The 22586-nt window shown below is 61.7% G+C and carries 20 protein-coding genes; 6 read left to right on the top strand and 14 right to left on the bottom strand.

Annotated elements, in window-relative coordinates; translation table 11 throughout:
- Positions 1-2: 2 nt before the first annotated feature.
- From THALAR_RS00470 to THALAR_RS00440, 7 genes are all read right to left on the bottom strand, one after another.
- On the bottom strand, positions 3-305 hold the full coding sequence (locus THALAR_RS00470; RefSeq protein ID WP_021099485.1) for an H-type lectin domain-containing protein: 303 nt from the start codon (positions 303-305) through the stop codon (positions 3-5).
- A gap of 205 nt (positions 306-510) precedes the next feature.
- Positions 511-900 (bottom strand): F0F1 ATP synthase subunit epsilon, encoded by a 390-nt coding sequence (locus tag THALAR_RS00465; RefSeq protein WP_021099484.1) that lies wholly within the window; start codon positions 898-900, stop codon positions 511-513.
- Between the two features lie 17 nt (positions 901-917).
- On the bottom strand, positions 918-2342 hold the full coding sequence (gene atpD / locus THALAR_RS00460) for a F0F1 ATP synthase subunit beta (protein ID WP_021099483.1): 1425 nt from the start codon (positions 2340-2342) through the stop codon (positions 918-920).
- A 17-nt stretch (positions 2343-2359) separates the two neighbouring features.
- Positions 2360-3232 (bottom strand): F0F1 ATP synthase subunit gamma, encoded by an 873-nt coding sequence (locus THALAR_RS00455; protein WP_021099482.1) that lies wholly within the window; start codon positions 3230-3232, stop codon positions 2360-2362.
- Between the two features lie 15 nt (positions 3233-3247).
- Positions 3248-4786 carry a F0F1 ATP synthase subunit alpha gene (gene atpA, locus THALAR_RS00450; RefSeq protein ID WP_021099481.1) on the bottom strand — a complete coding sequence of 513 codons (1539 nt, stop codon included), beginning with the start codon at positions 4784-4786 and terminating at the stop codon, positions 3248-3250.
- Between the two features lies 1 nt (position 4787).
- The gene (locus THALAR_RS00445; protein ID WP_040816920.1) at positions 4788-5348 is read right to left on the bottom strand and encodes a F0F1 ATP synthase subunit delta; all 561 of its coding nucleotides are present in this window, start codon (positions 5346-5348) and stop codon (positions 4788-4790) included.
- A 290-nt stretch (positions 5349-5638) separates the two neighbouring features.
- Positions 5639-6400, bottom strand: a complete 762-nt coding sequence (locus tag THALAR_RS00440; protein ID WP_021099479.1) for a class I SAM-dependent methyltransferase — start codon at positions 6398-6400, stop codon at positions 5639-5641.
- 259 nt (positions 6401-6659) lie between these two features.
- Between THALAR_RS00440 and clpA the strand changes: the two genes are divergently transcribed.
- The gene (gene clpA, locus THALAR_RS00435; RefSeq protein WP_021099478.1) at positions 6660-8993 is read left to right on the top strand and encodes an ATP-dependent Clp protease ATP-binding subunit ClpA; all 2334 of its coding nucleotides are present in this window, start codon (positions 6660-6662) and stop codon (positions 8991-8993) included.
- 26 nt (positions 8994-9019) lie between these two features.
- Positions 9020-9961, top strand: a complete 942-nt coding sequence (locus THALAR_RS00430) for a M23 family metallopeptidase (RefSeq protein ID WP_245622326.1) — start codon at positions 9020-9022, stop codon at positions 9959-9961.
- Here THALAR_RS00430 and THALAR_RS00425 read toward each other — a convergent pair.
- The 3 genes from THALAR_RS00425 to THALAR_RS00415 all read right to left on the bottom strand — a co-directional run bounded on the left by THALAR_RS00425 (position 9948) and on the right by THALAR_RS00415 (position 13575).
- Positions 9948-11738: a peptidoglycan -binding protein gene (locus THALAR_RS00425; RefSeq protein ID WP_021099476.1), complete on the bottom strand. Its 1791-nt coding sequence runs from the start codon at positions 11736-11738 to the stop codon at positions 9948-9950. The two genes, THALAR_RS00430 and THALAR_RS00425, sit on opposite strands and share 14 nt — an antisense overlap.
- 4 nt (positions 11739-11742) lie before the next feature.
- On the bottom strand, positions 11743-12957 hold the full coding sequence (locus THALAR_RS00420) for a hypothetical protein (protein WP_021099475.1): 1215 nt from the start codon (positions 12955-12957) through the stop codon (positions 11743-11745).
- An 81-nt stretch (positions 12958-13038) separates the two neighbouring features.
- Positions 13039-13575: a gamma-glutamylcyclotransferase gene (locus THALAR_RS00415; protein ID WP_040816917.1), complete on the bottom strand. Its 537-nt coding sequence runs from the start codon at positions 13573-13575 to the stop codon at positions 13039-13041.
- 65 nt (positions 13576-13640) lie between these two features.
- Between THALAR_RS00415 and THALAR_RS00410 the strand changes: the two genes are divergently transcribed.
- The gene (locus THALAR_RS00410; RefSeq protein WP_021099473.1) at positions 13641-14642 is read left to right on the top strand and encodes a DUF2125 domain-containing protein; all 1002 of its coding nucleotides are present in this window, start codon (positions 13641-13643) and stop codon (positions 14640-14642) included.
- On the opposite strand, the gene THALAR_RS17965 is transcribed toward THALAR_RS00410, so the two are convergent.
- The 4 genes from THALAR_RS17965 to THALAR_RS00390 form a co-directional block, all read right to left on the bottom strand.
- On the bottom strand, positions 14639-15484 hold the full coding sequence (locus THALAR_RS17965; RefSeq protein WP_021099472.1) for an extensin-like domain-containing protein: 846 nt from the start codon (positions 15482-15484) through the stop codon (positions 14639-14641). The two genes, THALAR_RS00410 and THALAR_RS17965, sit on opposite strands and share 4 nt — an antisense overlap.
- Positions 15481-16395: a prephenate/arogenate dehydrogenase family protein gene (locus THALAR_RS00400; RefSeq protein ID WP_021099471.1), complete on the bottom strand. Its 915-nt coding sequence runs from the start codon at positions 16393-16395 to the stop codon at positions 15481-15483. Before THALAR_RS00400 ends, THALAR_RS17965 begins: the two co-directional genes overlap by 4 nt.
- Positions 16396-17466, bottom strand: coding sequence for a histidinol-phosphate transaminase (hisC, locus tag THALAR_RS00395; protein ID WP_040817400.1), 1071 nt, complete (start codon positions 17464-17466; stop codon positions 16396-16398).
- Positions 17467-17574: 108 nt separating this feature from the next.
- Entirely contained in the window at positions 17575-19752 is a 2178-nt protein-coding gene (locus THALAR_RS00390; RefSeq protein WP_021099469.1) for a primosomal protein N', read from the bottom strand.
- A gap of 88 nt (positions 19753-19840) precedes the next feature.
- Between THALAR_RS00390 and fsa the strand changes: the two genes are divergently transcribed.
- The 3 genes from fsa (at position 19841) to THALAR_RS00375 (ending at position 22521) form a co-directional block, all read left to right on the top strand.
- A complete protein-coding gene (gene fsa / locus THALAR_RS00385) occupies positions 19841-20494 on the top strand; it encodes a fructose-6-phosphate aldolase (RefSeq protein WP_021099468.1) in 654 nt (217 codons plus the stop codon).
- A 76-nt stretch (positions 20495-20570) separates the two neighbouring features.
- Positions 20571-21527, top strand: a complete 957-nt coding sequence (locus tag THALAR_RS00380) for a DUF808 domain-containing protein (protein WP_021099467.1) — start codon at positions 20571-20573, stop codon at positions 21525-21527.
- A gap of 46 nt (positions 21528-21573) precedes the next feature.
- Entirely contained in the window at positions 21574-22521 is a 948-nt protein-coding gene (locus THALAR_RS00375) for a DMT family transporter (protein ID WP_021099466.1), read from the top strand.
- Positions 22522-22586: the final 65 nt, after the last annotated feature.

The raw sequence follows: 22586 nt of genomic DNA, 5'->3' as shown, positions 1-22586 counted from the left end.
ATTCAATATAGCTCCCAGTCGTCCTCGTTGGGCAAGGACCCGATCACGATCCAGTTCGCACGAACACGAGCGACGCGGCTATCACCCCACGTCCTGAACACAAGATCAAACCCGGCCTCTGTAATCTCCTCGGCAGAAATATCCATGCGCTGGTTGGTTTTCGTATCGCTGTCCCACATCGCAATTGACACCATCACGTTCGGTGGCGCCACGTAGGCCTCCTCGAATGTCACCTCAAACCTGTGCTCGCGGGGGCCGGTTCCGGTCCACATGGGGCCATCGTCGATATAGTCGGAAAACAGCACCCGAGATCCTTGGGTTATCCCGATGTTATTGCTGGTTAATCGCTGCATTCCTGACCCTTACGCGGACGTGGTACTTGTCAATTTCGACGACACTATGACGGCCTTCCTTAAGCTAACCCTTATCGGTTGAGCACACATAAAAAAAGCCCCGACGATCCGGGGCTTTCTCTATTCTCAAAGCAAACGGCGCGTTCGCCTATCAGCCTCAGGCCGAAATCTGGGTGCTCGCGGCAACCAGATCGTCGGCGTATTTCGCCGCCATGTCGGTATTGGCTGCGTCACGTTGCATGTTGGCCTCTTTGATGAGGTCCTCAAGCAACTCGGGTGTAACATCCGCCTTGGCATAAGCGCGTTCTGCCAGCACAGACGTGCCGGCGGCGCCGACCTCGGCGAAACCGCCTGTCACCAGATACTCGTCGGTGCCGGACGGCGTCACGACCTTCAGCACGCCGGGGCGCAGGGTGGTAATCACCGGCGCGTGGAGCGCCATAGCGGTGAAGTCACCTTCGGCCCCGGGGATTTGCACCTCGGAGGCCTGCACGGAAGCCAGACGCCGCTCGGGCGAGACCAGATCGAATTGCATCATCTCAGCCATGAAAGGCCTCCTTGAGTTTAGGCTGCGTCAGCGGCCATTTTCTCGGCTTTGGCAACCACTTCATCGATGCCGCCAACCATGTAGAAGGCGCCTTCGGGAAGGTGGTCATATTCGCCAGCCACAACAGCCTTGAACGACGCGATGGTTTCTTCCAGAGGAACCTGCTTGCCGTCGGAGCCGGTGAAGACTTTCGCCACGTCAAACGGCTGCGACAGGAAGCGCTGGATCTTACGCGCACGTGCCACGGTCAGTTTGTCCTCCTCGGACAATTCGTCCATGCCGAGGATGGCGATGATGTCTTGCAGCGACTTGTAGCGTTGCAGGATACCTTGGACGTCACGGGCCACTTTGTAGTGCTCTTCGCCCACAATTGCCGGGTCCATCAGACGCGAGGTGGAGTCGAGCGGGTCAACAGCCGGATAGATACCCAGCTCGGAGATCGCACGCGACAGAACCGTGGTTGCATCAAGGTGGGCAAACGAAGTTGCAGGTGCAGGGTCGGTCAAGTCGTCCGCAGGCACGTAAACGGCCTGCACGGACGTGATCGAGCCGGCTTTCGTGGAGGTAATGCGCTCCTGCATCTGGCCCATATCGGTGGCCAGCGTCGGCTGGTAGCCCACAGCGGAGGGGATACGACCCAGAAGTGCGGACACCTCGGAACCCGCTTGGGTAAAGCGGAAGATGTTGTCCACAAAGAACAGAACGTCGGTACCGGACTGGTCGCGGAACTGCTCGGCCAGCGTCAGGCCGGTCAGCGCCACACGCATACGCGCCCCGGGAGGCTCGTTCATCTGGCCGTAAACCAGTGCCACTTTGGACTCTTCGAGGTTGTCGGGGACGATAACGCCGGATTCGATCATCTCGTGATACAGGTCGTTGCCTTCACGGGTCCGCTCGCCAACACCGGCGAACACGGAGAAGCCCGAGTGCACTTTTGCGATGTTGTTGATCAGTTCCATGATCAGAACGGTCTTGCCCACACCGGCACCGCCGAACAGGCCGATCTTACCGCCCTTGGCGTAGGGTGCCAGAAGGTCGATAACCTTGATCCCGGTGGCCAGCACCGTGGACTCGGTGGACTGCTCCACAAAGGCTGGCGCGTCCTGGTGGATCGAGCGCTTTTCTTCGGCGTTCACAGGCTCGCCCTCGTCGACGGGCTCGCCCACGACGTTCAGGATACGACCCAGCGTCGCGTTGCCTACGGGCACCATGATCGGGCCATCCGTGTCGGTCACTTCCTGTCCGCGCACGAGACCTTCGGTGCCGTCCATAGCAATGGTCCGGACCGTGTTCTCGCCGAGGTGCTGCGCCACCTCCAACACCAGCTTTTTGCCGTTGTTGTCGGTGGTGACAGCGTTAAGGATCGCCGGCAGGTGATCGTCGAACTGGACGTCGACAACAGCGCCGATGACCTGTGTAATCTTGCCTTTTGCATTGGCCATGTTGAGGTTCTCCGGGTCTAGAGCGCTTCAGCGCCCGAAATGATTTCAATAAGCTCGTTGGTGATGACGGCCTGACGCGAGCGGTTGTACTCGATTGTCAGCTTGTCGATCATCTCGCCTGCGTTGCGGGTTGCGTTGTCCATGGCGGACATCCGGGCCCCCTGCTCCGAGGCGCCGTTTTCCAACAGAGCCGAGAAGATTTGCGTGGCGACCGCGCGCGGCAGCAGATCGGCCAGAATGGCCTCCTCGCTTGGCTCGTAGTCATAGATCGTGTTCACCTCGCCGGTATCGACATCGCTGAAATCGGCGGGGATGATCTGATGCTCGGTCGGGGTCTGGCTGATGACCGACTGGAAGGTCGAGTAAAAGATCTTCGCCACGTCGAACTCTTCGGCGTCAAAACGGCTCAGCAAATCTTGAGCGATGCGCGACGCATCCTCATAGCCCAGCTTTTTCACGCCCGAGAGGTCCACATGCCCGATGAAATGGTCGCCCAGATCACGCTTCAGAGCCTCACGGCCCTTCTTGCCGACGGTAAGAATTTTCACCGTTTTACCTTCGGCCAACAATTTGTTGGCAGCCACGCGGGCCAGTTTTGCGATGTTGCCGTTGAAGCCGCCGCACAGGCCACGCTCTGCGGTCATCACGACCAGCAGATGTGTCTGGTTGGAGCCGCTGCCGACCAGCAGCTTGGGGCCACTGTCGCCGGACACGCCACTGGCCAGCTGCGCCATCACGGCGTTGAACCGTTCGGCATAGGGACGGCCAGCTTCCGCCGCGTCCTGCGCACGGCGCAGTTTCGCGGCGGCGACCATTTGCATCGCCTTGGTGATCTTGCGGGTCGATTTGACCGACTCGATCCGGTTTTTAAGGTCCTTGAGGTTTGGCATCTGCCTAAGCCCCCCTTACGCGAAGTCTGCGGCGAACGCGTCGATTGCAGCTTTGATCTTGTCCTCGGCTTCCCCTTTGACCTTCGGGTCTTCCTTGGTGATGAAGTCCAGAACATCGGATGCCTTGCCACGCATATGCGCAAGCAGACCTGCTTCGAAACGACCCACGTCGGAGACGGCGATCTTGTCGAGGTAGCCATGGGTCCCTGCGTAGATCACGCAGACGATCTCGGCGTTGGTCAGCGGCGAATACTGCGGCTGTTTCATCAACTCGGTCAGACGGGCACCACGGTTCAGCAGCCTTTGCGTCGCGGCATCCAGATCGGAGCCGAACTGCGCGAACGCCGCCATCTCGCGGTACTGGGCAAGCTCCAGCTTGACCGGACCGGCCACAGACTTCATCGAGTTGGTCTGGGCGGAGGAGCCCACACGCGACACCGACAGACCGGTGTTCACCGCAGGACGGATGCCCTGATAGAACAGCTCGGTTTCGAGGAAGATCTGACCGTCGGTGATCGAAATCACGTTGGTCGGGATAAATGCCGAAACGTCGCCGCCCTGGGTTTCGATGATCGGCAGCGCCGTCAGGGAGCCGGAGCCGTTGTCTTCGTTCAGCTTGCAGGACCGCTCCAGCAGACGGGAGTGGAGGTAAAAAACGTCACCCGGATAGGCTTCACGTCCTGGTGGGCGGCGCAGCAGCAGCGACATCTGACGGTAGGACACGGCCTGTTTTGTCAGGTCATCATACACGATCAGAGCGTGGCGACCGCTGTCACGGAAATGCTCGGCCATCGTGGTCGCGGAATATGGGGCAAGGAACTGCATCGGAGCCGGGTCGGATGCGGTCGCGGCCACGACGATCGAATACTCGATCGCACCGGTTTCTTCGAGCTTCTTGACCAGCTGCGCCACGGTGGAGCGCTTCTGACCGATCGCGACATAGACGCAGTAGAGTTTCTTGCTCTCGTCGTCGCCAGCGGCATCGTTGTAGGATTTCTGGTTCAGGATGGTGTCGAGCGCGATAGCGGTCTTACCGATCTGACGGTCACCGATGATCAGTTCGCGCTGGCCGCGGCCAACGGGGATCATGGCGTCAACGGATTTCAGGCCGGTTGCCATTGGCTCGTGAACCGATTTACGCGGGATGATGCCCGGAGCCTTACGCTCCGCCACTTCGCGTTTTTTCGTCTTGATCGGACCCTTGCCGTCGATCGGGTTACCCAGACCGTCGACAACACGTCCCAGCAACTCGTCACCCACAGGAACGTCCACAATGGAGTTCGTGCGCTTGACGGTGTCGCCTTCTTTGATCTGACTGTCGGAGCCGAAGATAACCACACCGACGTTGTCGCTCTCGAGGTTCAGGGCCATGCCCTGAATGCCGCCGGGGAATTCGACCATCTCGCCAGCTTGGCAGTTGTCGAGACCATAGACGCGGGCGATACCGTCACCAACGCTCAATACGCGACCAACTTCGGCAACTTCGACTTCTTTGCCAAAGTTCTTGATCTGGTCCTTCAGGATCGCAGAGATTTCTGCAGCTTGGATCGCCATGTTATCCGACCTCTTTCATGGAATTCTGGAGGGAAGCGAGCTTCGAGCGGATCGACGTGTCGATCATCTTGGAGCCCACCTTTACAACGAGACCGCCGATGAGGCTTTCATCGACGGCCATTTTAATTTTCACATCTTTGCCGACGCTGGCTTTCAGCGTCTTGGCAAGTTTGTCCTGTTGCGCCTTGGTCAGCGCCTTGGCGGCAGTGACGTCAGCGGTCACCTCGCCTTTTTCATCGGCAATCAGTGCGCGCAGACCGGAGACCAGTTGCGGCAGCACGAAGAGGCGCCGCTTGCTGGCCATCAGGTTCAGCGTATTGGCCACCACCGGCGACAGCTTCATCTGCTTGGACAGCGCCGCGATGGCACCCGCCTGCTGGTCCCGCGAATACAGCGGGGACGAGATGAGGTCGCGGAAATCGGCGCTTTCGGTCAATGCGGCATCCAGCGTGTCAACGTCGGTTTCCAACGCCTTCAGCTTCTTGCCTTCCTTGGCCAGTTCAAACACAGCGGTCGCATAGCGCCCGGCAATGCCTGTGGAGATCGAGACTGGTTCGGACACGTCCACCCTTCCGTTACGAGGCCCGGACTTTGGAAGATGTCCGTTTGGCCGTTGCAAGAAAGGCCGCGAACCCCGCAGCCTTCAAAATCAGTGGTGATCTAGCAAAGCGGGGTGCCCACCGCAACAGGGAAGGCTAATATAATAGTGCATAAGGATGTCGGCCGATCCCCTTCTTTTACAGGGCAACGGGAGTTTGCGCCGCGAGGTGCGACCGATTGAAGCCAAAAAAATCTACGACCCGCAAGCGGAACAGTCGTGATTTTCGCCCCGATTCACGCCAAGAGGCTCGTTTAATCCTGCTCGGGCAACCGCCGCCCCGCAACAGGATTCGCGGCCCCTTCCAAAATGCGCAAAGGTGCGCGCATATCGACCGCCATGCCTTTCTTCTTCGGCGCGTAGACTTGCTTGCTCGCCTCGACAATCAACACCCCGCCCGCGTAATAGGATGACAGCCTGCGCCCGACATTCTCGAACGAGTTCGCCCATTTCAGCCACACTTTACGCTGACTAGGCGGCGCAAACAGCGCCGCACGATGACTTTCGGGCGTGAACGAATGACGCTTCAGCTGCGATTCCAGCTGCGACAATGAATAGGGACGCCCGAAGCCGAACGGCGTTGCATCGCGGCTTGACCAAAGCCCCGCGCGGTTTGGAACGACGAATATCACGCGGCCGCCCGGTCCCAGCACGCGGTAGCATTCGTCCAGCAGGTCCGCCGGATTGCCCGATGTCTCCAGCCCGTGCAGGATCACCAGCCGGTCTACCTGCCCCGTTTGAAGCGGCCACTGCGTTTCCTCGCATAGCACCGACATATTATCCTGCCCCGCAGGCCAGTGCATCACCCCCTGCGGCCCCGGCATCAGGGCCATCACCCGACGCGCCTCGCCGATGAACGGGCGCAGCAATGGCGCGGCGAATCCGTATCCCACGACTGTCTGTCCCTTGGTGTCCGACCACAGCGCGCGGACCTGATCGCGCACCGCGCGTTGTGCAACGCGGCCAAGCCCCGTGCGGTAGTAAAATTTCTTCAGATCCTGAACATCGAGATGCATGGAAAGCCCCTTCACGCGTCGCGCGCAGTCTGCATTGCTTTTCGCCCACTTGCAAAGGTGCCGCGCCAACTTACGTGATGAGCAACGGTCGGAGTTCACTTCGACGCAATCATCTCTTTCTTTTCGGGCCGATCACGCTCATTGTGAAAAGAAAAGACTTGAAGATCGGCGCTATAAACCGAACTGTAAGGTCTAAGAGGCAATGGTAGAGACCGGGTCCTCAGCCCGGAACCTGCCCTCGATAATAAAGGAGCATAGGGTGCCGTCATTCTCTGACACTCTCGAAAAAGCCATTCACTCGGCGCTGGCGCAGGCCAACACCCATCGCCACGAGCTTGCGACGCTGGAGCATTTGCTGCTGGCGTTGATCGACGAGCCGGACGCCGCCAAGGTGATGAACGCCTGTGGCGTCGATCTTGATGTGCTGCGAGCCACGCTCACCGAATTCATCGAGGATGAATTGTCCACACTGGTCACTGATGTCGAAGGCTCCGAAGCGGTTCCAACCGCCGCCTTCCAGCGCGTCATCCAGCGCGCGGCAATTCATGTGCAATCATCCGGTCGCACCGAAGTGACCGGCGCGAATGTGCTCGTCGCCATCTTTGCGGAACGCGAAAGCAATGCCGCGTTCTTCCTGCAAGAGCAGGACATGACGCGCTACGACGCGGTCAACTTCATTGCGCACGGCGTCGCCAAAGACCCCGAGTTCGGTGAGGCGCGACCAATCACCGGCGCAACCGACTTCGAGGAGGACACGTCCTCCAACGCGACCGAGGTCGAAGGCGACGGCAAGGAATCCGCGCTCGACAAGTATTGCGTGGACCTGAACGCAAAGGCCCAGAAAGGTGATGTGGATCCGCTCATTGGACGCGCGGACGAAGTGGAGCGTTGCATTCAGGTGCTGTGCCGCCGTCGCAAGAACAACCCGCTACTGGTGGGTGATCCGGGCGTGGGCAAAACGGCGATTGCCGAAGGGCTGGCTTACAAGATCGTGTCGGGCGAAACACCTGAAGTGCTGGCAAACGCCACGATCTTCTCGCTCGACATGGGCGCGCTGCTTGCCGGCACGCGATACCGTGGCGACTTTGAGGAACGCCTGAAGGCCGTGATGACGGAAATGGAAGACCACCCCGACGCTGTGCTGTTCATCGACGAGATTCATACCGTCATCGGCGCTGGTGCGACATCCGGCGGGGCGATGGATGCCTCCAACCTGCTGAAGCCTGCGCTTCAGGGCGGCAAACTGCGCTGCATGGGCTCCACCACCTACAAGGAGTTCCGCCAGCATTTCGAAAAAGACCGTGCCCTGTCGCGCCGGTTCCAGAAAATCGACGTGAACGAGCCATCCGTGGATGACACCATCAAGATCCTCAAAGGCCTCAAGCCTTACTTCGAGGAACATCACGATATCAAATACACCTCCGACGCGATCAAGTCGGCGGTGGAACTGTCGGCGCGCTACATCCACGACCGGAAGCTGCCGGACAAGGCCATCGACGTGATCGACGAGGCCGGGGCCGCGCAACATCTGGTGGCCGAAAGCAAACGCCGCAAAACCATCGGTGCCAAGGAAATCGAGGCTGTCGTTGCCAAGATCGCCCGCATTCCACCGAAAAACGTCTCCAAAGACGATGCGGAGGTGTTGAAGGATCTGGAAAAGGCGCTCAAGCGCGTGGTCTTCGGTCAGGACCAGGCCATCGAGGCACTGTCGTCGGCCATCAAGCTGGCCCGTGCAGGTCTGCGAGAGCCGGAGAAACCCATCGGCAACTACCTGTTCGCAGGCCCCACCGGCGTCGGCAAAACCGAAGTCGCCAAGCAACTGGCAAGCACGCTGGGCGTGGAGTTGCTGCGCTTCGATATGTCGGAATACATGGAGAAGCACGCGGTCTCCCGTCTGATCGGTGCGCCTCCGGGCTATGTCGGCTTCGACCAAGGCGGCATGTTGACCGACCAAGTGGATCAGCACCCGCATTGCGTGCTGCTGCTCGACGAGATGGAGAAGGCCCACCCCGACGTCTACAACATCCTGTTGCAAGTGATGGATAACGGTAAGCTTACAGACCATAACGGGCGCACTGTCGACTTCCGCAACGTGATCTTGATCATGACCTCCAACGCGGGTGCCATGGAGATGTCCAAATCGGCCATCGGCTTCGGTCGTGACCGCCGCGAGGGCGAGGATACGGCAGCTATTGAACGCACATTCACGCCGGAATTCCGCAACCGTCTGGACGCGGTCATCAGCTTCGCTCCGCTCAGCCAGAAAATCATCACCCGCGTGGTGGAGAAATTCGTGCTGCAACTCGAAGCGCAACTGATGGACCGCAACGTCACAATCGAGTTGACCCCTGCCGCAGCCGAATGGCTGGGTGAAAAGGGTTATGACGACAAGATGGGCGCCCGCCCCTTGGGTCGTGTCATTCAGGAGGAGATCAAAAAGCCGCTGGCCGAAGAACTCCTGTTCGGCAAGCTCGCCAAGGGTGGTGTGGTCAAGGTCGGCGTGAAGAAGGGCAAGATTGACCTTACAATCCTTGAGCCTGAAAACCCGCGGATCACCTCCAAGAAGAAGCCGCCGCTGCTCACCGCCGAGTAATGCGCGCAGCGTATCTTGCGCTATTGATGACAACTTTCGCGGCCCCCGTGGCCGCGAAAGACCCCCTCTTCTCCCTGCCCATTGATTGCGATCTGGGCGAGACCTGCTTCATCCAGAATTACGTAGACAGCGATCCGGGACCCGGCGCGCGGGATCACGCTTGCGGCCCGCTCTCCTATGACGGCCATAAAGGGACCGACATTCGTGTCGCGACACTGGCCGAGATGGAAGCAGGCGTCTCGGTCCTTGCTGCCGCCCCCGGCACCGTCCGTGCGACCCGCGATGGCATGCCCGACATTGCGTCCGACCACCCCGACGCGCCCGATCTGGGCGGCAAGGATTGCGGCAACGGGCTGGTCATAGACCATGGCGGAGGATGGGAAACCCAGTATTGCCATATGCGCAACGGCTCGGTGTCCGTTCAAAAAGGGCAGCCGGTCGCAAAGGGGGCCGTACTTGGTCTCGTCGGCCTCAGCGGCAAAACGGTCTTTCCCCACATCCATATGTCGTTGCGCCATGACGGTGAAGTGGTGGACCCGTTCGCCCCCGATGCAGAGGGAACCTGCGGCCCGTCCGAGGTCACGTTATGGGAAGACCCAATCCCCTATCAGGCTGGTGCATTACTTGATGCGGGCTTTTCAAACGGTCTGCCGGAGTTCGATGATATCAAGGCAGGGCTCGCTGATCCAGCGACGCTGCCGTCCGACGCGTCCGGCCTTGTGCTGTGGGGATACGCGTTCGGCACCCGCGCAGGCGACATGATGAAGTTTGAGATCATCGGCCCCGACGGCTGGCGGCACGATCAGATCGTGGAGTTCACCAAGCCGCAAGCGCAGGTGTTCCGCGCCTCTGGCCGCAAACGCCCCGCTGGTGGCTGGCCTGAAGGCACCTACAGCGGCACCGTCACGTTCAAACGCGGCGACACCGTGCTGAGCGCCGAGCGCCTGAGCGTCACTATTTCTCGGTAAGTTTCAACTCGATCCGGCGGTTCTGCGCACGCGCTTCCGGCGTGTCCGCCGTGTTGACCGGCTGGTATTCCCCGAACCCGTTGGCCGCCAGACGATCGGGGGGTATGCCCAACTCGTCGCTCATGTAGCGCACAACCGACAGGGCGCGGGCCTGACTCAACTCCCAGTTGTCTTTAAACTGGCCAAAGCCGGATAGCGGCACGTTGTCGGTATGCCCGTCGACACGGATCACCCAGTCCAGCGTGTCGGGGATGTCGTCGGCTACCCGCGACAGGATCGCGGCAACCTTGGCGACCTCGTTCCTTCCCGCCGGTGACAGCACCGCCTGACCGGGTTGAAACAGCACCTCGGACGAGAACACGAAACGGTCGCCCTCAATGCGGATTCCGTCCTGATTGCCCAAAAGTGCGCGCAACTGGCCGAAAAATTCCGAGCGGTAGTTTTTCAATTCCTTCGCCTCGGCCTCCAGCCGCAACCGCTCCGCCTCTTCCAGCTTGGCGCGGGCGCGCTGCTCCGACGCCACCAGCGCCAGTGCCGAGTTCAACTCCGAGCCGAGATTTTGCACCTGCACACTCGCCGCCTCACGCCGTGCGTCGGTCTCGTCCAGTATCGCCTGCAATGATCCCAGCTGTGTGCGCAGCGCGGCGACCTGCTGGTTCAACGCCTCAACCTTGCGCTGGCTTTCAAGGCTCACAGCCTTCTCATCTGCCAGTTCGTCGCGTGCCGCTGCGAGCAAGGCCGCGCGTTGCTCGGCCTCGGTCAGCGCGTCGCCTGCGCTGTTTTCCGCCGCCACTTTCGCGGCCAACGCGGCCATCAATTGCTCTCGCAGGTCGTCCTGCGCGGCTTTGGTCTGTTCCAGATTAGCGGTCGTATCGGCATTTGCAGCCAACGCAGCCGCCAGCTTTTCTTCCAGCGTAAGCTCGGAGGCGCGTGTCGAGGCCAGTTCTTCTTCAAGCGCCTTCTCCGCAGCGCGGGCCGCCGCGAGTAACGTGAGGGTATCCTCGGCGTCCTGCCGCTGCTCTTCCAATGCCAGCGTCATGGCGGTCAACTCCGCATCGGCATCTTTCAGGCGGTCACGCAGGGCCTCCGCTGCCGCTGCATCCGCCAAACGTGCGGTCTCAGCCTCGCTCAAAGCCTGCGCTTGAGCGTCGCTCTCCGACCTAAGATCAGCCACCAAGGCCTCCAGTGCCTCGCGTCGCGCGGCGGCCAGACGCGCGGCCTCCGTGCTTTCGTCGATCTCGTCACGCGCCGCTGCCAGCGCCAGTTGCGCGGCCTCTTTCTCGGAAATCTCCCGTGCCAACCCTGCTTCAATATCCTCAATCCGCGCGCTTAATCCGGCAGCGCGTTCTTGCGACGTCTCTAGATCGTCAGACAGGCTCGCCACCTGCCCGCGTAGCCCCTCACGGTCGCGCAAGAGCCCGGCGACCTGTTCCTCGAAACTGGCGATACGCCCCGCCTGCGCATCATTGCGCGCAGTGAGCGACGCGATCAGGGCGGTTTGCTGCGCGGCGCGGGCGTCGCGTTCTTCAATGTCCTGCTCCAACCCAAAGCTGCGCTGTTGCTCCAGCCCCAACGCCTCGGCCAAGGTCGCGACCTCGCCCGTCAACTGGTCCAGTTCGCTGTCTTGGGAGGTGATGGTTTCGCTCAGCATAAATTGCACGATCATGAAGATCGACAGCACGAACACCAGCACCAACAGCAGCGCAGTCATGGCGTCGACGAAGCCGGGCCAGATGTTGGCCTCGAACCGTTTGCCACTGCGTCGGGACAGTGCCACGGGGCTACTCCTCCTGCTCGCGGTCCGGCAGCCTGCGCAGGTTTGACGGGCGGCGATCGCGGGTCAGCTGTCGCACCGCTTGGGTCACCTGAGACAAATCCCCATGAAGCTGTGACATGCTTTCCTGCCGCCCCGAGGACATCTCTTCGAGAATTTTCAACAACTGCACGTCGATGGACCGCAGCCGCATCCGGCTCTCGGGATCGACGCCGTCATCATTTGTCTCCGATAGTTTCGCCAGCAGCCGTTCCTGCCCGTCCGCCACACGGTTCAGCGCGTCGGTCGGATCTATCGACATATCCAACCGCTCGGTCAGAGTGCGCACCGATGCGGTCAGCCCGTCCAGTTTATCTGCGGTCACCGCGCGGCTGGCCTCTCCCTGAACAAACAGGCCTTGCAGGCTGTCGATCTGCTCGACCATGTGATCCAGCACCGTTGCAACCACACCTTGGTCAAATGTGCCGCTACCGTCACCCTCGCCCGATGAAAAGCCCACGCGCGTGATCGTCGACAGCCACTCTTCCATTTCACGGTAAAAGCGGTTCTGTCCGTGGCCTGCGAACAGCTCCAGCAGGCCCACGACCAGCGATCCCGCAAGCCCCAAAAGAGACGACGCGAACGCAGTCCCCATGCCTGCCAACTGGCCTTCCAGCCCGTCCATCAGCTGCCCGAACACCGTCGCGCCGCTTTCGCCCTCGGCCACATTGAGCGACCGGATCGTGTCCACGACGCCGGGAATGGTGGTCGCCAACCCGTAAAACGTGCCCAAAAGGCCCAAAAAGATAAGCAGGTTGACGATGTAGCGCGTAATGTCGCGCGCCTCGTCCATGCGCGATGCCACGGAGTCAAGAATGGTGCGGGCCGAGCCGGAGCTGATCTGCATCCGCGCCCCGCGCGACCGCAACATGCCAGCCAGCCCGGCCAACAGGCGCGGTGCGCGAAACTGGTCATGATCGACGCGATCTTGGGCGAAACTCTCGATCCAGGACACGGAGGACGTGAGTTGCAACACCTGCCAAAAGCACGCCAGAACGCCAAATACAAAGACCGAGAAGATCACGCCATTGAGGTAAGGGTTTGCCAGAAAGACCGGTGCCACTGCCGGATACGCCAGATATCCGCCCGCCACGACAAGACCAAGGATCAGCAGCATGACGATGATCTGCCGCACCGGTTGGGTGAATTGCGGCGTGCGTTCCCGCTCGGCTGGGATATCCATCAAATCGGGGCCTCTGACATGCTCGGACTTCTTTTTATGCAGGATATGATACGGGGCCGAAGGCGCTTTTCAAAGGGGAAACTACCCCGCCAGTTGCCGTACCCGCGCGACCAACCACGCCATATCGGCGTCCTCGATACCAAACGCATCGAGTTGCTGCGCGGTGTTATACAGATATTCGGTGTTCAACCCGCGGCCACCGACCGCCTTGGAAATCACCTGCGCCTGCCGCTCCAGATCCAGCCCGCCACAATATTGAACGTGGTCCTGCTCGATCACATAGCACACCGCAGGCACCTCCCGTCCGTCGCGCAATTCCAGATCATGCACCTGCTCGACATAGGCCGCCGAAATCAGTTCCCGCTCCCGTAGATATTCCAGCACACGGTCCCGCTCAGCATCCGCCACGCGCATCGCGACGCCTTCGCAAGCCGCATCCGCTTCGTCCAAGGCAAGCACCAGCCCCGGCTCATCTTCCGAGCCGCGGTGGTGGATCGACCACATGCAAAACGAGCGGTGAAACCCGTTCAGCCGCGCAAGCACCTGTTCCGCAGGTTCGAAGCCCGGATTCCACATCAGCGATCCATAGCCAAAGACCCAAAGGGGGGTGTCACTCATCATCTGGTCCTTCCATCTGCGGCCCTGTAAACAGCATCACGGGTTTCGGGAAAAGGACAAACCACATGCGCAAGCTCTTGATCGTCGTTGTGGTCGCCGCCACCGCATGGGCCGCCTACTGGGTGGTGGGCGCAACCGCATCGCAAAAAGCGACCGAGGGCTGGCTGGACGCGCGCCGCGCCGAGGGCTGGCAGGTGGAATATTCCGACCTCAAGGTGCGCGGCTTTCCCAACCGTTTCGACACCACGATCACCGATGTGCAACTGACCGACCCCGACACGGGACTGAGCTGGTCGGCCCCGTTCTTTCAGATATTTTCACTTAGCTACCAACCTAACCATTTGATCGCAGCCTGGCCCAATACGCAAACACTGGCGACGCCGTTTCAGAAAATTAACCTTGAAACCAGCAAGATGACGGCTTCCCTTAAAGTTCTACCCAATAGCAGACTGGAACTCGACAGCGCGACTGTTGTGGTCGAAGGGGCCAACCTGACGTCGACCCAAGGCTGGACATCTGCCGCCGACAAGGTGAATGCGGCCATCCGCCGGACCGTCGGAAAGGAGATGACATACGACATCGCGGCGCAGGCTGACACGGTCACCCCCGGTGACGCCTTGCGCGATCTGGTCGACGCGGGCGGCACATTGCCAGACGTGATCGAGGGCTTCACCTTCGACAGCGAAATCGCCTTTGCCAGCCCGCTCGATATCCGCGTGATAGAAGACAGACGCCCCGACATCACCACGCTCGCGGTCAAGGACGCCAGCGGCACCTGGGGCGAATTGCGGCTCCGCGCAAAGGGCGACCTGACCGTTGATTCTGACGGCTACCCGTCCGGCGAGATCGCACTGAACGCCCGCAACTGGCGCGAGATGCTGACGCTCGCCGTGAGCGCGGGCGCCGTCCCGGCAGAGGCCGCGTCCGCCGTGGAACTGGGTCTGGGCTTCCTCGCCAAGCTGTCGGGGTCCGAAAACTCGCTCGATGCACCCCTCACCTTTTCAAACGCCCGGATGTTCCTTGGCCCGATCCCCTTGGGACCGGCACCGACGCTCAACCTGCGCTAACGACAGTATCTACCGGACCGATACCGCGCGGTGTCGAAATGGAAGTGGTCCTGATGATAGCGGTCGGCATTGGGGCCCAGAACCGTGCCAAACGGCCCACAAGCTGCCTTGTGCATCTTCTTCAGGGCAGGCCCGTTCTTGGCGCTGCGCCAGCCTTTCAATACCGTCATCGACGAGCCGTCCTTGAGGTTGATCGCGGCAATATCCACCGCCCGCCCGCGCCCGTGCTCCGAGATCTTCCCGCCGCGCTTGTTGTTGCGGGTCCGGCAAGCGTAGTGCGCCACGACTCTCAGCGACTTTACGCCACCGCCACGTCGCCCAACGACCGGCTTCACCCCCTGCTCCACCCACGCATTCAGCGCCTTTGCCGTCGTGCAATCAATCGTCGCATGCTGCGTCAACGCCACGCCGGACACCGCGGTGACCTTCACCCCACTATCCAGCCCGCAGCCCCTGATCTTACCCGGAATTCGGCTGATCTTCACACCACGAATGTTAGGATCGCCACAGACCGAGCCTTGCAGCCCCTTCGCAACCCGCTTCGATCCTTTGCGCGTTGCAGGGGCGATAGCGCCCTGAGCTTTCGGCTTCTGCCGGAAAGCTTCTCTCAGTTGCTGCCCGAACGTGTTGCGCCGTGTGCCACTTCGCGCGCCTGATCCGCGCCGCTTGTCAGGGCGCAGTGACCGTCGCGGGGCAAGCTGCGAGTCCGAGACATCGACGATCACCGCCCGCGCCGGGGCCGGGGCTGCAATCGGCTCGCGTGGCGCAGGCCGCAGCGACGTGCCTGTATTCGCCTGCGCCATTCCGGCCAACAAGGCTACTGCCACCGCCAGCCACCTCATTTCGCGTTCCGCCCGAAGTTCGGCGCGTCGGTGTCCTGCCCCGCCTCAATGATGCCGCGCCGGATGGCGCGGGTACGGGTGAAGTAGTCGTGCAATTGCTCCCCGTCGCCGGTTCGGATAGCGCGTTGCAGGGCGAACAACTCCTCGGTGAAGCGGCCCAGAATTTCCAGCGTCGCGTCCTTGTTCGCCAGAAACACGTCCCGCCACATGGTCGGGTCTGACGCCGCGATCCGCGTGAAGTCGCGGAAACCGGCGGCGGAATATTGCACCACTTCGCTGTCGGTCACGCGCCCCAGATCGTCCGCCACGCCGACCATCGTATAGGCAATCAGGTGCGGCGTGTGCGAGGTCACCGCCAGCACCAGATCATGGTGCGGTGCGTCCATCTCGTCCACGTTCGAGCCCATCTGCCGCCACAACTCTTTGTATCGTTCCAGCACTTCCGGGTCGGTCCCCTCCAAAGGCGTCAGCAGGCACCAGCGGTTGTCGAACAGTTCCGCAAAACCGGAGCGCGGACCGGACTGCTCCGTCCCCGCCAGCGGGTGCGCGGGAATGAAATGCACGCCCTCGGGCAAATGCGGGGCGACCGCCTCGATCACTGCGCCCTTGGTGGAGCCGACATCCGACACCAGTGCGCCCTGTTTCAAATGCGGCGCTATCTCGGCGGCCACTGCCCCCATGGCGCCAACCGGAACGCACAGGATCACCAGATCAGCACCCTCGACGGCCTCGGCCGCGCTGTCCACAACGCGGTCGCACAACCCGATCTCCCGCGCGACATCACGGGTCTCGGCCGAGCGTGCGTAGCCCACGACTACTCCTGCCAATCCGGCGCGTTTCATCGCGTAAAACAGCGACCCCGCGATCAGCCCCAACCCGATCAGGGCCACGCGGTCATAGAGTTGTGCCATTCAGAGCACCTCCTTGATGGCCACGATTACGCGCTTGCACGCGGCCTCGGTCCCGACGGTGATGCGCAGGCAGTTTGGCAGGCCGTAGCCTGCCACCATCCGCACGATCAGTCCCTTGGTTTTAAGATGCGCGTCAACTGCCTGCGCCTTGGCCTGATCCTCGAACCGTGCCAGCACGAAATTCGCCTGCGACGGGTCCAGCGCGACGCCCATCGCTTGTAGTTCCCGTTCCATCCAGCCGCGCATCCGCGCGTTCTCGGCGCGGCACCAGTCGGTGTAACCCACATCCCGCATCGCCGCTTCCGCTGCCTTCAAAGCCGGTACCGACAGGTTGAACGGCCCGCGCACGCGGTTCAGCGTATCGACGATATCTTGTGGGCCGTAGCCATAACCGATGCGCAAGCCGCCCAGCCCGTAGATCTTGGAAAATGTCCGTGTCATGAACACATTGTCCCGCGCGTCGATCACCGCCTTGCCCGCGTCGAACCCGTCGACGAACTCGGCATAGGCCCCGTCCAGCACCAGCAAACAACCCTCCGGCAACCCGTCCGCCAACCGCGCCACTTCCACCTCGTCGATCATCGTTCCGGTCGGGTTGTTCGGGTTGGCGATAAACACCAGCCGCGTCCGCTCCGTCACCGCGGCCAGCAGCTTGTCCACATCGGTGGTCCGTTCGGTCTCAGGTGCTACGACCGGCGTGGCCCCCGCAGCCAGCGCCGAGATACGGTACATGGAAAACCCGTGTTCCGTATACAGAACCTCGTCTCCCGGCCCCGCATAGGCGTAGCACAAAAACGAGATAATCTCGTCCGAGCCAACCCCGCACACGATCTGCGCAGGGTCCATCCCCTGCACCTCGCCAATCGCCTCGCGCAAGCTTGCGTGGTCGGTGGAGGGATACAGGTGCAACTCCCCCGCCGACTGCCGGAACACATCCAAAGCGCGTTTCGACGGCCCGTGCGGGTTCTCGTTTGATGACAGTTTCACGACATCCGATACGCCCTCGATCTTCGAGGCACCGGATTGGTAAAGCTCGATCTCCATGATCCCCGGCTGCGGCGTGATCGTCATGTCAGTCATCCCCAAAGTTCCGCCCGTTTTAACCAGCCCGAACGCCCTTGGAAAGACGCAACCTCATGCTTCATTGCTTCGATAAATATTCCCCCCGGAGGGTCGTTCTCAAAAGAAGCTCTGCGGGTCGATGTCGATCTGCAACCGCAAATCGCCTTTCAGCCGCACCGGCTTGATCCAATCCGCCAGCGCACCCTGTAACGCGGCCCCTTTCGGGGCCTTAACCAGCAGCCGGACACGATGCCGCCCGCGAATCCGCGCGATCGGTGCGGGCGCAGGCCCGTAGACCTGAGCACCCACGCGCTTTAAAGCCCCGTCATTGCGCGCCAGCGCGTTGCCCAGATCGAACACCGGCCCGACCTCCGGCCCCGACAGGATCACCCCTGCCATGCGTCCGTATGGCGGCATCCCCGCCTGCTCTCGCTCCGCCGCCTCGGCCCGCCAGAACGCCTCCTCGTCACCGTTCAGGATGGCGGTGATGACCGGATGCTCCGGCTGGAAGGTCTGCATCAATGCAACCCCGCGCTTCTCCGCACGTCCTGCCCGACCGGCCACCTGCCGCATCAACTGGAACGTCTTTTCCGCCGCCCGCAGGTCGGAGCCCTGCAAGCCAAGGTCGGCATCAATCACCCCCACCAAGGTCAGGTGCGGGAAGTTGTGCCCCTTGGCCACAAGTTGCGTGCCGATGATGATATCCGCGCCACCCTCGGCAATTGCTTCGATATGCGCTTTCAATTCGCGCGAGGTGCCGTAGAGGTCCGACGACAGCACCACGACCTTCGCGTCGGGGAACAGCTCTGCCAGCTCCTCGCCCATGCGCTCCACACCGGGGCCGATGGGGGCCAGCCGGTCCTCCGCCTCGCAGGAGGGACAGGCGGTCGGCATCGGTTTCGTCTCGCCGCATTGGTGGCACATCAGGCGCTTCAAGAACCGGTGCTCCACCATCCGGGCGTCGCAATGGTCGCACATGATCTGATGCCCGCATGCGCGGCAGATCGTCATCGGCGCGTAGCCGCGACGGTTCAGGAACACCAGCGATTGCTCGCCCTTCTCGATCCGCTTGGCGATCTCTCGCTGCAAGGTAGGCGACACCCAGCGCGAACCGGGCAGGTCCTCGCGCCGCATGTCGATCGCCCGCATCTCCGGCAGCACCGCGTCGCCAAATCGCGAGGTCAACTCCACCCGCGCATATTTCCCCGCCTCCGCGTTGGCCCATGTCTCCAGCGACGGCGTGGCCGAGGCCAGCACCACCTGCGCCCCGCACAAGGACGCCCGCAACACGGTCATATCACGGGCATTGTACAGCACACCGTCTTCCTGCTTGTAGGAGCTGTCGTGCTCCTCATCCACCACGATCAACCCAAGATCGCGGTAGGGCAGGAACAGCGCCGAGCGCGCGCCCACGACCAGTTCCGCCCCGCCATCGGCGACCATACGCCAGACGCGGCGGCGTTCGGTCATCGTCACACCGGAATGCCATTCCGCAGGCCGCGCGCCAAAGCGTTCTTCCACGCGGGTCAGGAATTCCGAGGTCAGGGCAATCTCCGGCAACAGCACCAAGGCCTGCCGTCCCCTTCGCAAGCACGCCGCCACCGCTTCCAGATACACCTCCGTTTTGCCCGACCCCGTCACGCCTTTTAGCAATGTCGTGGAATACCCGTCACGGTCCAAAGCTGCGACCGCCGCCGCCTGATCGTCGGTCAGTTCCTTGCCGGGCCGTGACGGGTCCAGCCGTGCGAAAGGTAAATCGCGCGGGCTATCCTCCTCGCGCACAGCCCCCTGCGCTGCCAATCCCTTGACCACGGACGGTCCCACGCCCGCCTGCTCCGCCAGTTCTTTCAACGTAAACGACAAGCCGCCGAACTCCTCCAGCACGGCCAGCACCTTTTCGCGGGCGGGGGTCATTCGGTCGACCTCGCCTGTGCCCATGCGGAACACCTTGCGCATCGCGGGCGGGTCGCCCAATCCGGGCGAGCGGGTCGCCAGCCGCACCATCGCGCTCAGCGGGGTCAGCGTGTATGCCCCCGCGCGGGTCAGAAAGTCCTTCATCTCGTCGCGCATCGGTGGCACGTCCAGCACCCGTATGACCGAGCGGACCTTGGCATAGTCGAAATCGCCCTTGCCCGGCCCCCAGACCACGCCCAGAACCTTGCGCGGGCCCAGCGGCACCTCGACAAACGCGCCCAAGTGGCAACCGCCCTCCGGCGCTTTGTAGTCGAGCATGCGGTCCAAAGGCTGGGTGGTCACGACCCCCACCAACTCGCCTTCATGGAAAAACCCGCTCACGACTGCCCCTTCACCGTTTGCTCTCACCTACGCAATTGAGGTAAAGCCACACTTAACGAGACCAACCGCCCACCGAAAGGCATACCCAATGAAATTCTTCGTAGACACCGCCGAAATCGACGACATCAAGGAACTGAACGCACTGGGCATCGTGGACGGGGTGACGACCAACCCCTCGCTGATCGCCAAGTCGGGCCGCGACATTCTGGAAGTGACCAAGGAAATCTGCGACATCGTCGATGGCCCCGTCTCCGCCGAGGTCGTCGCGTTGAAGGCCGACGACATGATCGCCGAGGGCCGCAAGCTGGCCAAAATCGCCGAGAACATTGCCATCAAAGTGCCGCTGACATGGGACGGCTTGAAGGCCTGCAAGGTGTTGACCGGCGAAGGCAACATGGTCAACGTCACGCTGTGTTTCTCCGCCAATCAGGCGTTGCTGGCCGCCAAGGTCGGCGCGACGTTCATCTCGCCCTTCATCGGCCGTCTGGACGACCTGAACCTCGACGGGATGGAGCTGATCGCCGACATCCGCGAGATCTACGACAACTACGGCTACGAGACCGAAATCCTCGCCGCGTCCATCCGCTCCGCCAACCACATGTCGGATTGCGCCAAGGTCGGCGCCGACGTGGCGACCGCTCCGCCTGCGGTGATCCGGAACATGGCCAACCATGTGTTGACCGACAAAGGGCTGGACGCCTTCATGAAAGACGCGGAAAAGGCTGGTATCAAGATCGTCTGATCCTCTGGGAAACTTGTATTGAAAAGGCCGCGTTTCGCCTTGAAGACGTGGCCTTTTTTCTAAAACGGGAGCATATATGAGCGGACTTCTTGCCCTTCTGGACGACGTCGCCGGTATCGCCAAAGTCGCGGCCGCGTCGGTTGATGACGTGATGGGCCAAGCCGCCAAAGCAGGCGCGAAAGCCGCCGGTGCGTTGATCGACGACGCCGCAGTGACGCCCAAATACCTGCACGGGTTCGAGGCGTCGCGCGAACTTCCCCTCGTCTGGCGCATCGCCAAAGGGTCGCTCAAGAACAAGCTACTCTATCTGCTGCCCATTGGTCTGCTGTTGTCGAACTTCGCGCCGTGGGCGATTACCCCGCTGCTGATGCTGGGGGGCGCATATCTGTGTTTCGAGGGTGCCGAGAAGGTCGCGCATCTGTTTACCAAGCATGACCATCACGCCGACCAGCCCGAAGATCTGCCGCAAGACCCCGCCCATCTGGAGGAGGAGAAAGCCACAGGCGCAATCAAGACCGACCTGATCCTGTCCGCCGAGATCATGACCATCGCCTTGGCAGAAATTCCTCCAAGCTCATTCGCAATGGAGGCCGCGACCCTTGCCACCGTCGCTGTCGGCATCACCGTGCTGGTGTATGGCTCCGTCGGGTTGATCGTGAAAGCCGACGACATCGGCCTGTCCATGGCCAGGAACGCGACTTTCGCCGCGACCCGCTCGGTCGGGCGCGGCATCGTCAAGGCTATGCCGGGCTTCCTGAAAATGCTGCTGATCGTCGGCACCGCCGCAATGCTCTGGGTCGGCGGGTCCATCGTGATCCACGGGCTGGACGTGCTCGGCTTCACCTTGCCCGAACACATCATCCACGACATATCCCACGCCGCGGGCGAAGCGGTGGGCACGGCGCAAGGTGCGGTGCAATGGATCACCAAGGCCACGCTGGACGGCCTATTCGGCCTTGTACTTGGCCTTGTGCTGATCCCCGTGGCCACCAAGGGTCTGGTCCCCGCTTGGCGCACGCTGCGCGGCAAGTAACGGTTTGACGCTGGACCACACCCGCACGCTGTCCTAGCGTCGCGCGATGAAGCTGTCCCCCGCAACCCTTGGCCCGATCTTCGCGGCCATAGCGGTCACATTGTTCTCGCTGAACGACGTGACGATGAAATTCCTGTCCGGTGGTTATGCGCTGCACCAGATCGTGCTGATCCGCTCGCTGGTCGGCATGGTCGTCGTGTTGCTGTTCATGGTGCCATTCCAAGGTGGCTTCGCCGCGCTGAAGACCCGCCGCGTCGGCGCGCAAATGGCACGGGCGAGTATGGTGTTCTTCGCCAACATGACGTTCTTCCTTGGGCTCGCTGCCCTGCCCCTGGCCGACGCCGTGGCGCTGTTCTTCGTGTCACCCTTCGTCATCACCATCTTCTCGGTGCTGTTTCTGGGTGAAACTGTCGGCCCCCGCCGCTGGGCCGCCGTGGGCGCGGGGATGGTGGGCGTCCTTATCATCCTGCGTCCCGGCACGTCAGCGTTCCAGCTGGCCTCTCTGCTGCCCATCGCCGCCGCCTTCGGCTATGGCGGCCTGCACATCATGACCAGATACCTGCGCACGACCGAAAGCACCGTGTCGATGGTGTTCTACATCCAGCTGATGTTCATCCTCGCAACCTGCGTTCTGGGATTGGTCATGGGCGACGGCAAGTTCGCCACGACCGCCGACCCGTCACTCGAATTCCTGTTCCGCCCGTGGACCACACCCGAGGCCAGCGACCTGCCCTATATCCTGATCCTCGGCGTCTTCGCCTCGGTCGGCGGCTACTTCATATCGCTGGCCTACCGTCTGGGAGAGGCGGCGCTGGTCGCCCCGTTTGAATATCTTGCCCTGCCACTGTCGATCATCCTCGGCATCACGCTGTTTGACGAATGGCCCGACGCAATCGCATGGGCGGGCATCGCGCTGATTCTCGGCTCCGGACTTTATACCGTGTGGCGCGAAAACCAGCTGGCCAAGCCACAAACGCCCAAGCGCCGGGGCTAGGTGCTTCCCATTTGCGACACCTCGCGCATCGCGCAATCTCTGCGTGGAAAAAGAAAAGCCCATAG

This window comes from Litoreibacter arenae DSM 19593 (assembly GCF_000442275.2).
GTDB classification, from domain to species: domain Bacteria; phylum Pseudomonadota; class Alphaproteobacteria; order Rhodobacterales; family Rhodobacteraceae; genus Litoreibacter; species Litoreibacter arenae.
The sequence above is the reverse complement of the archived record's forward strand: the minus strand, read 5'-3'. Positions and strand labels throughout refer to the sequence as shown.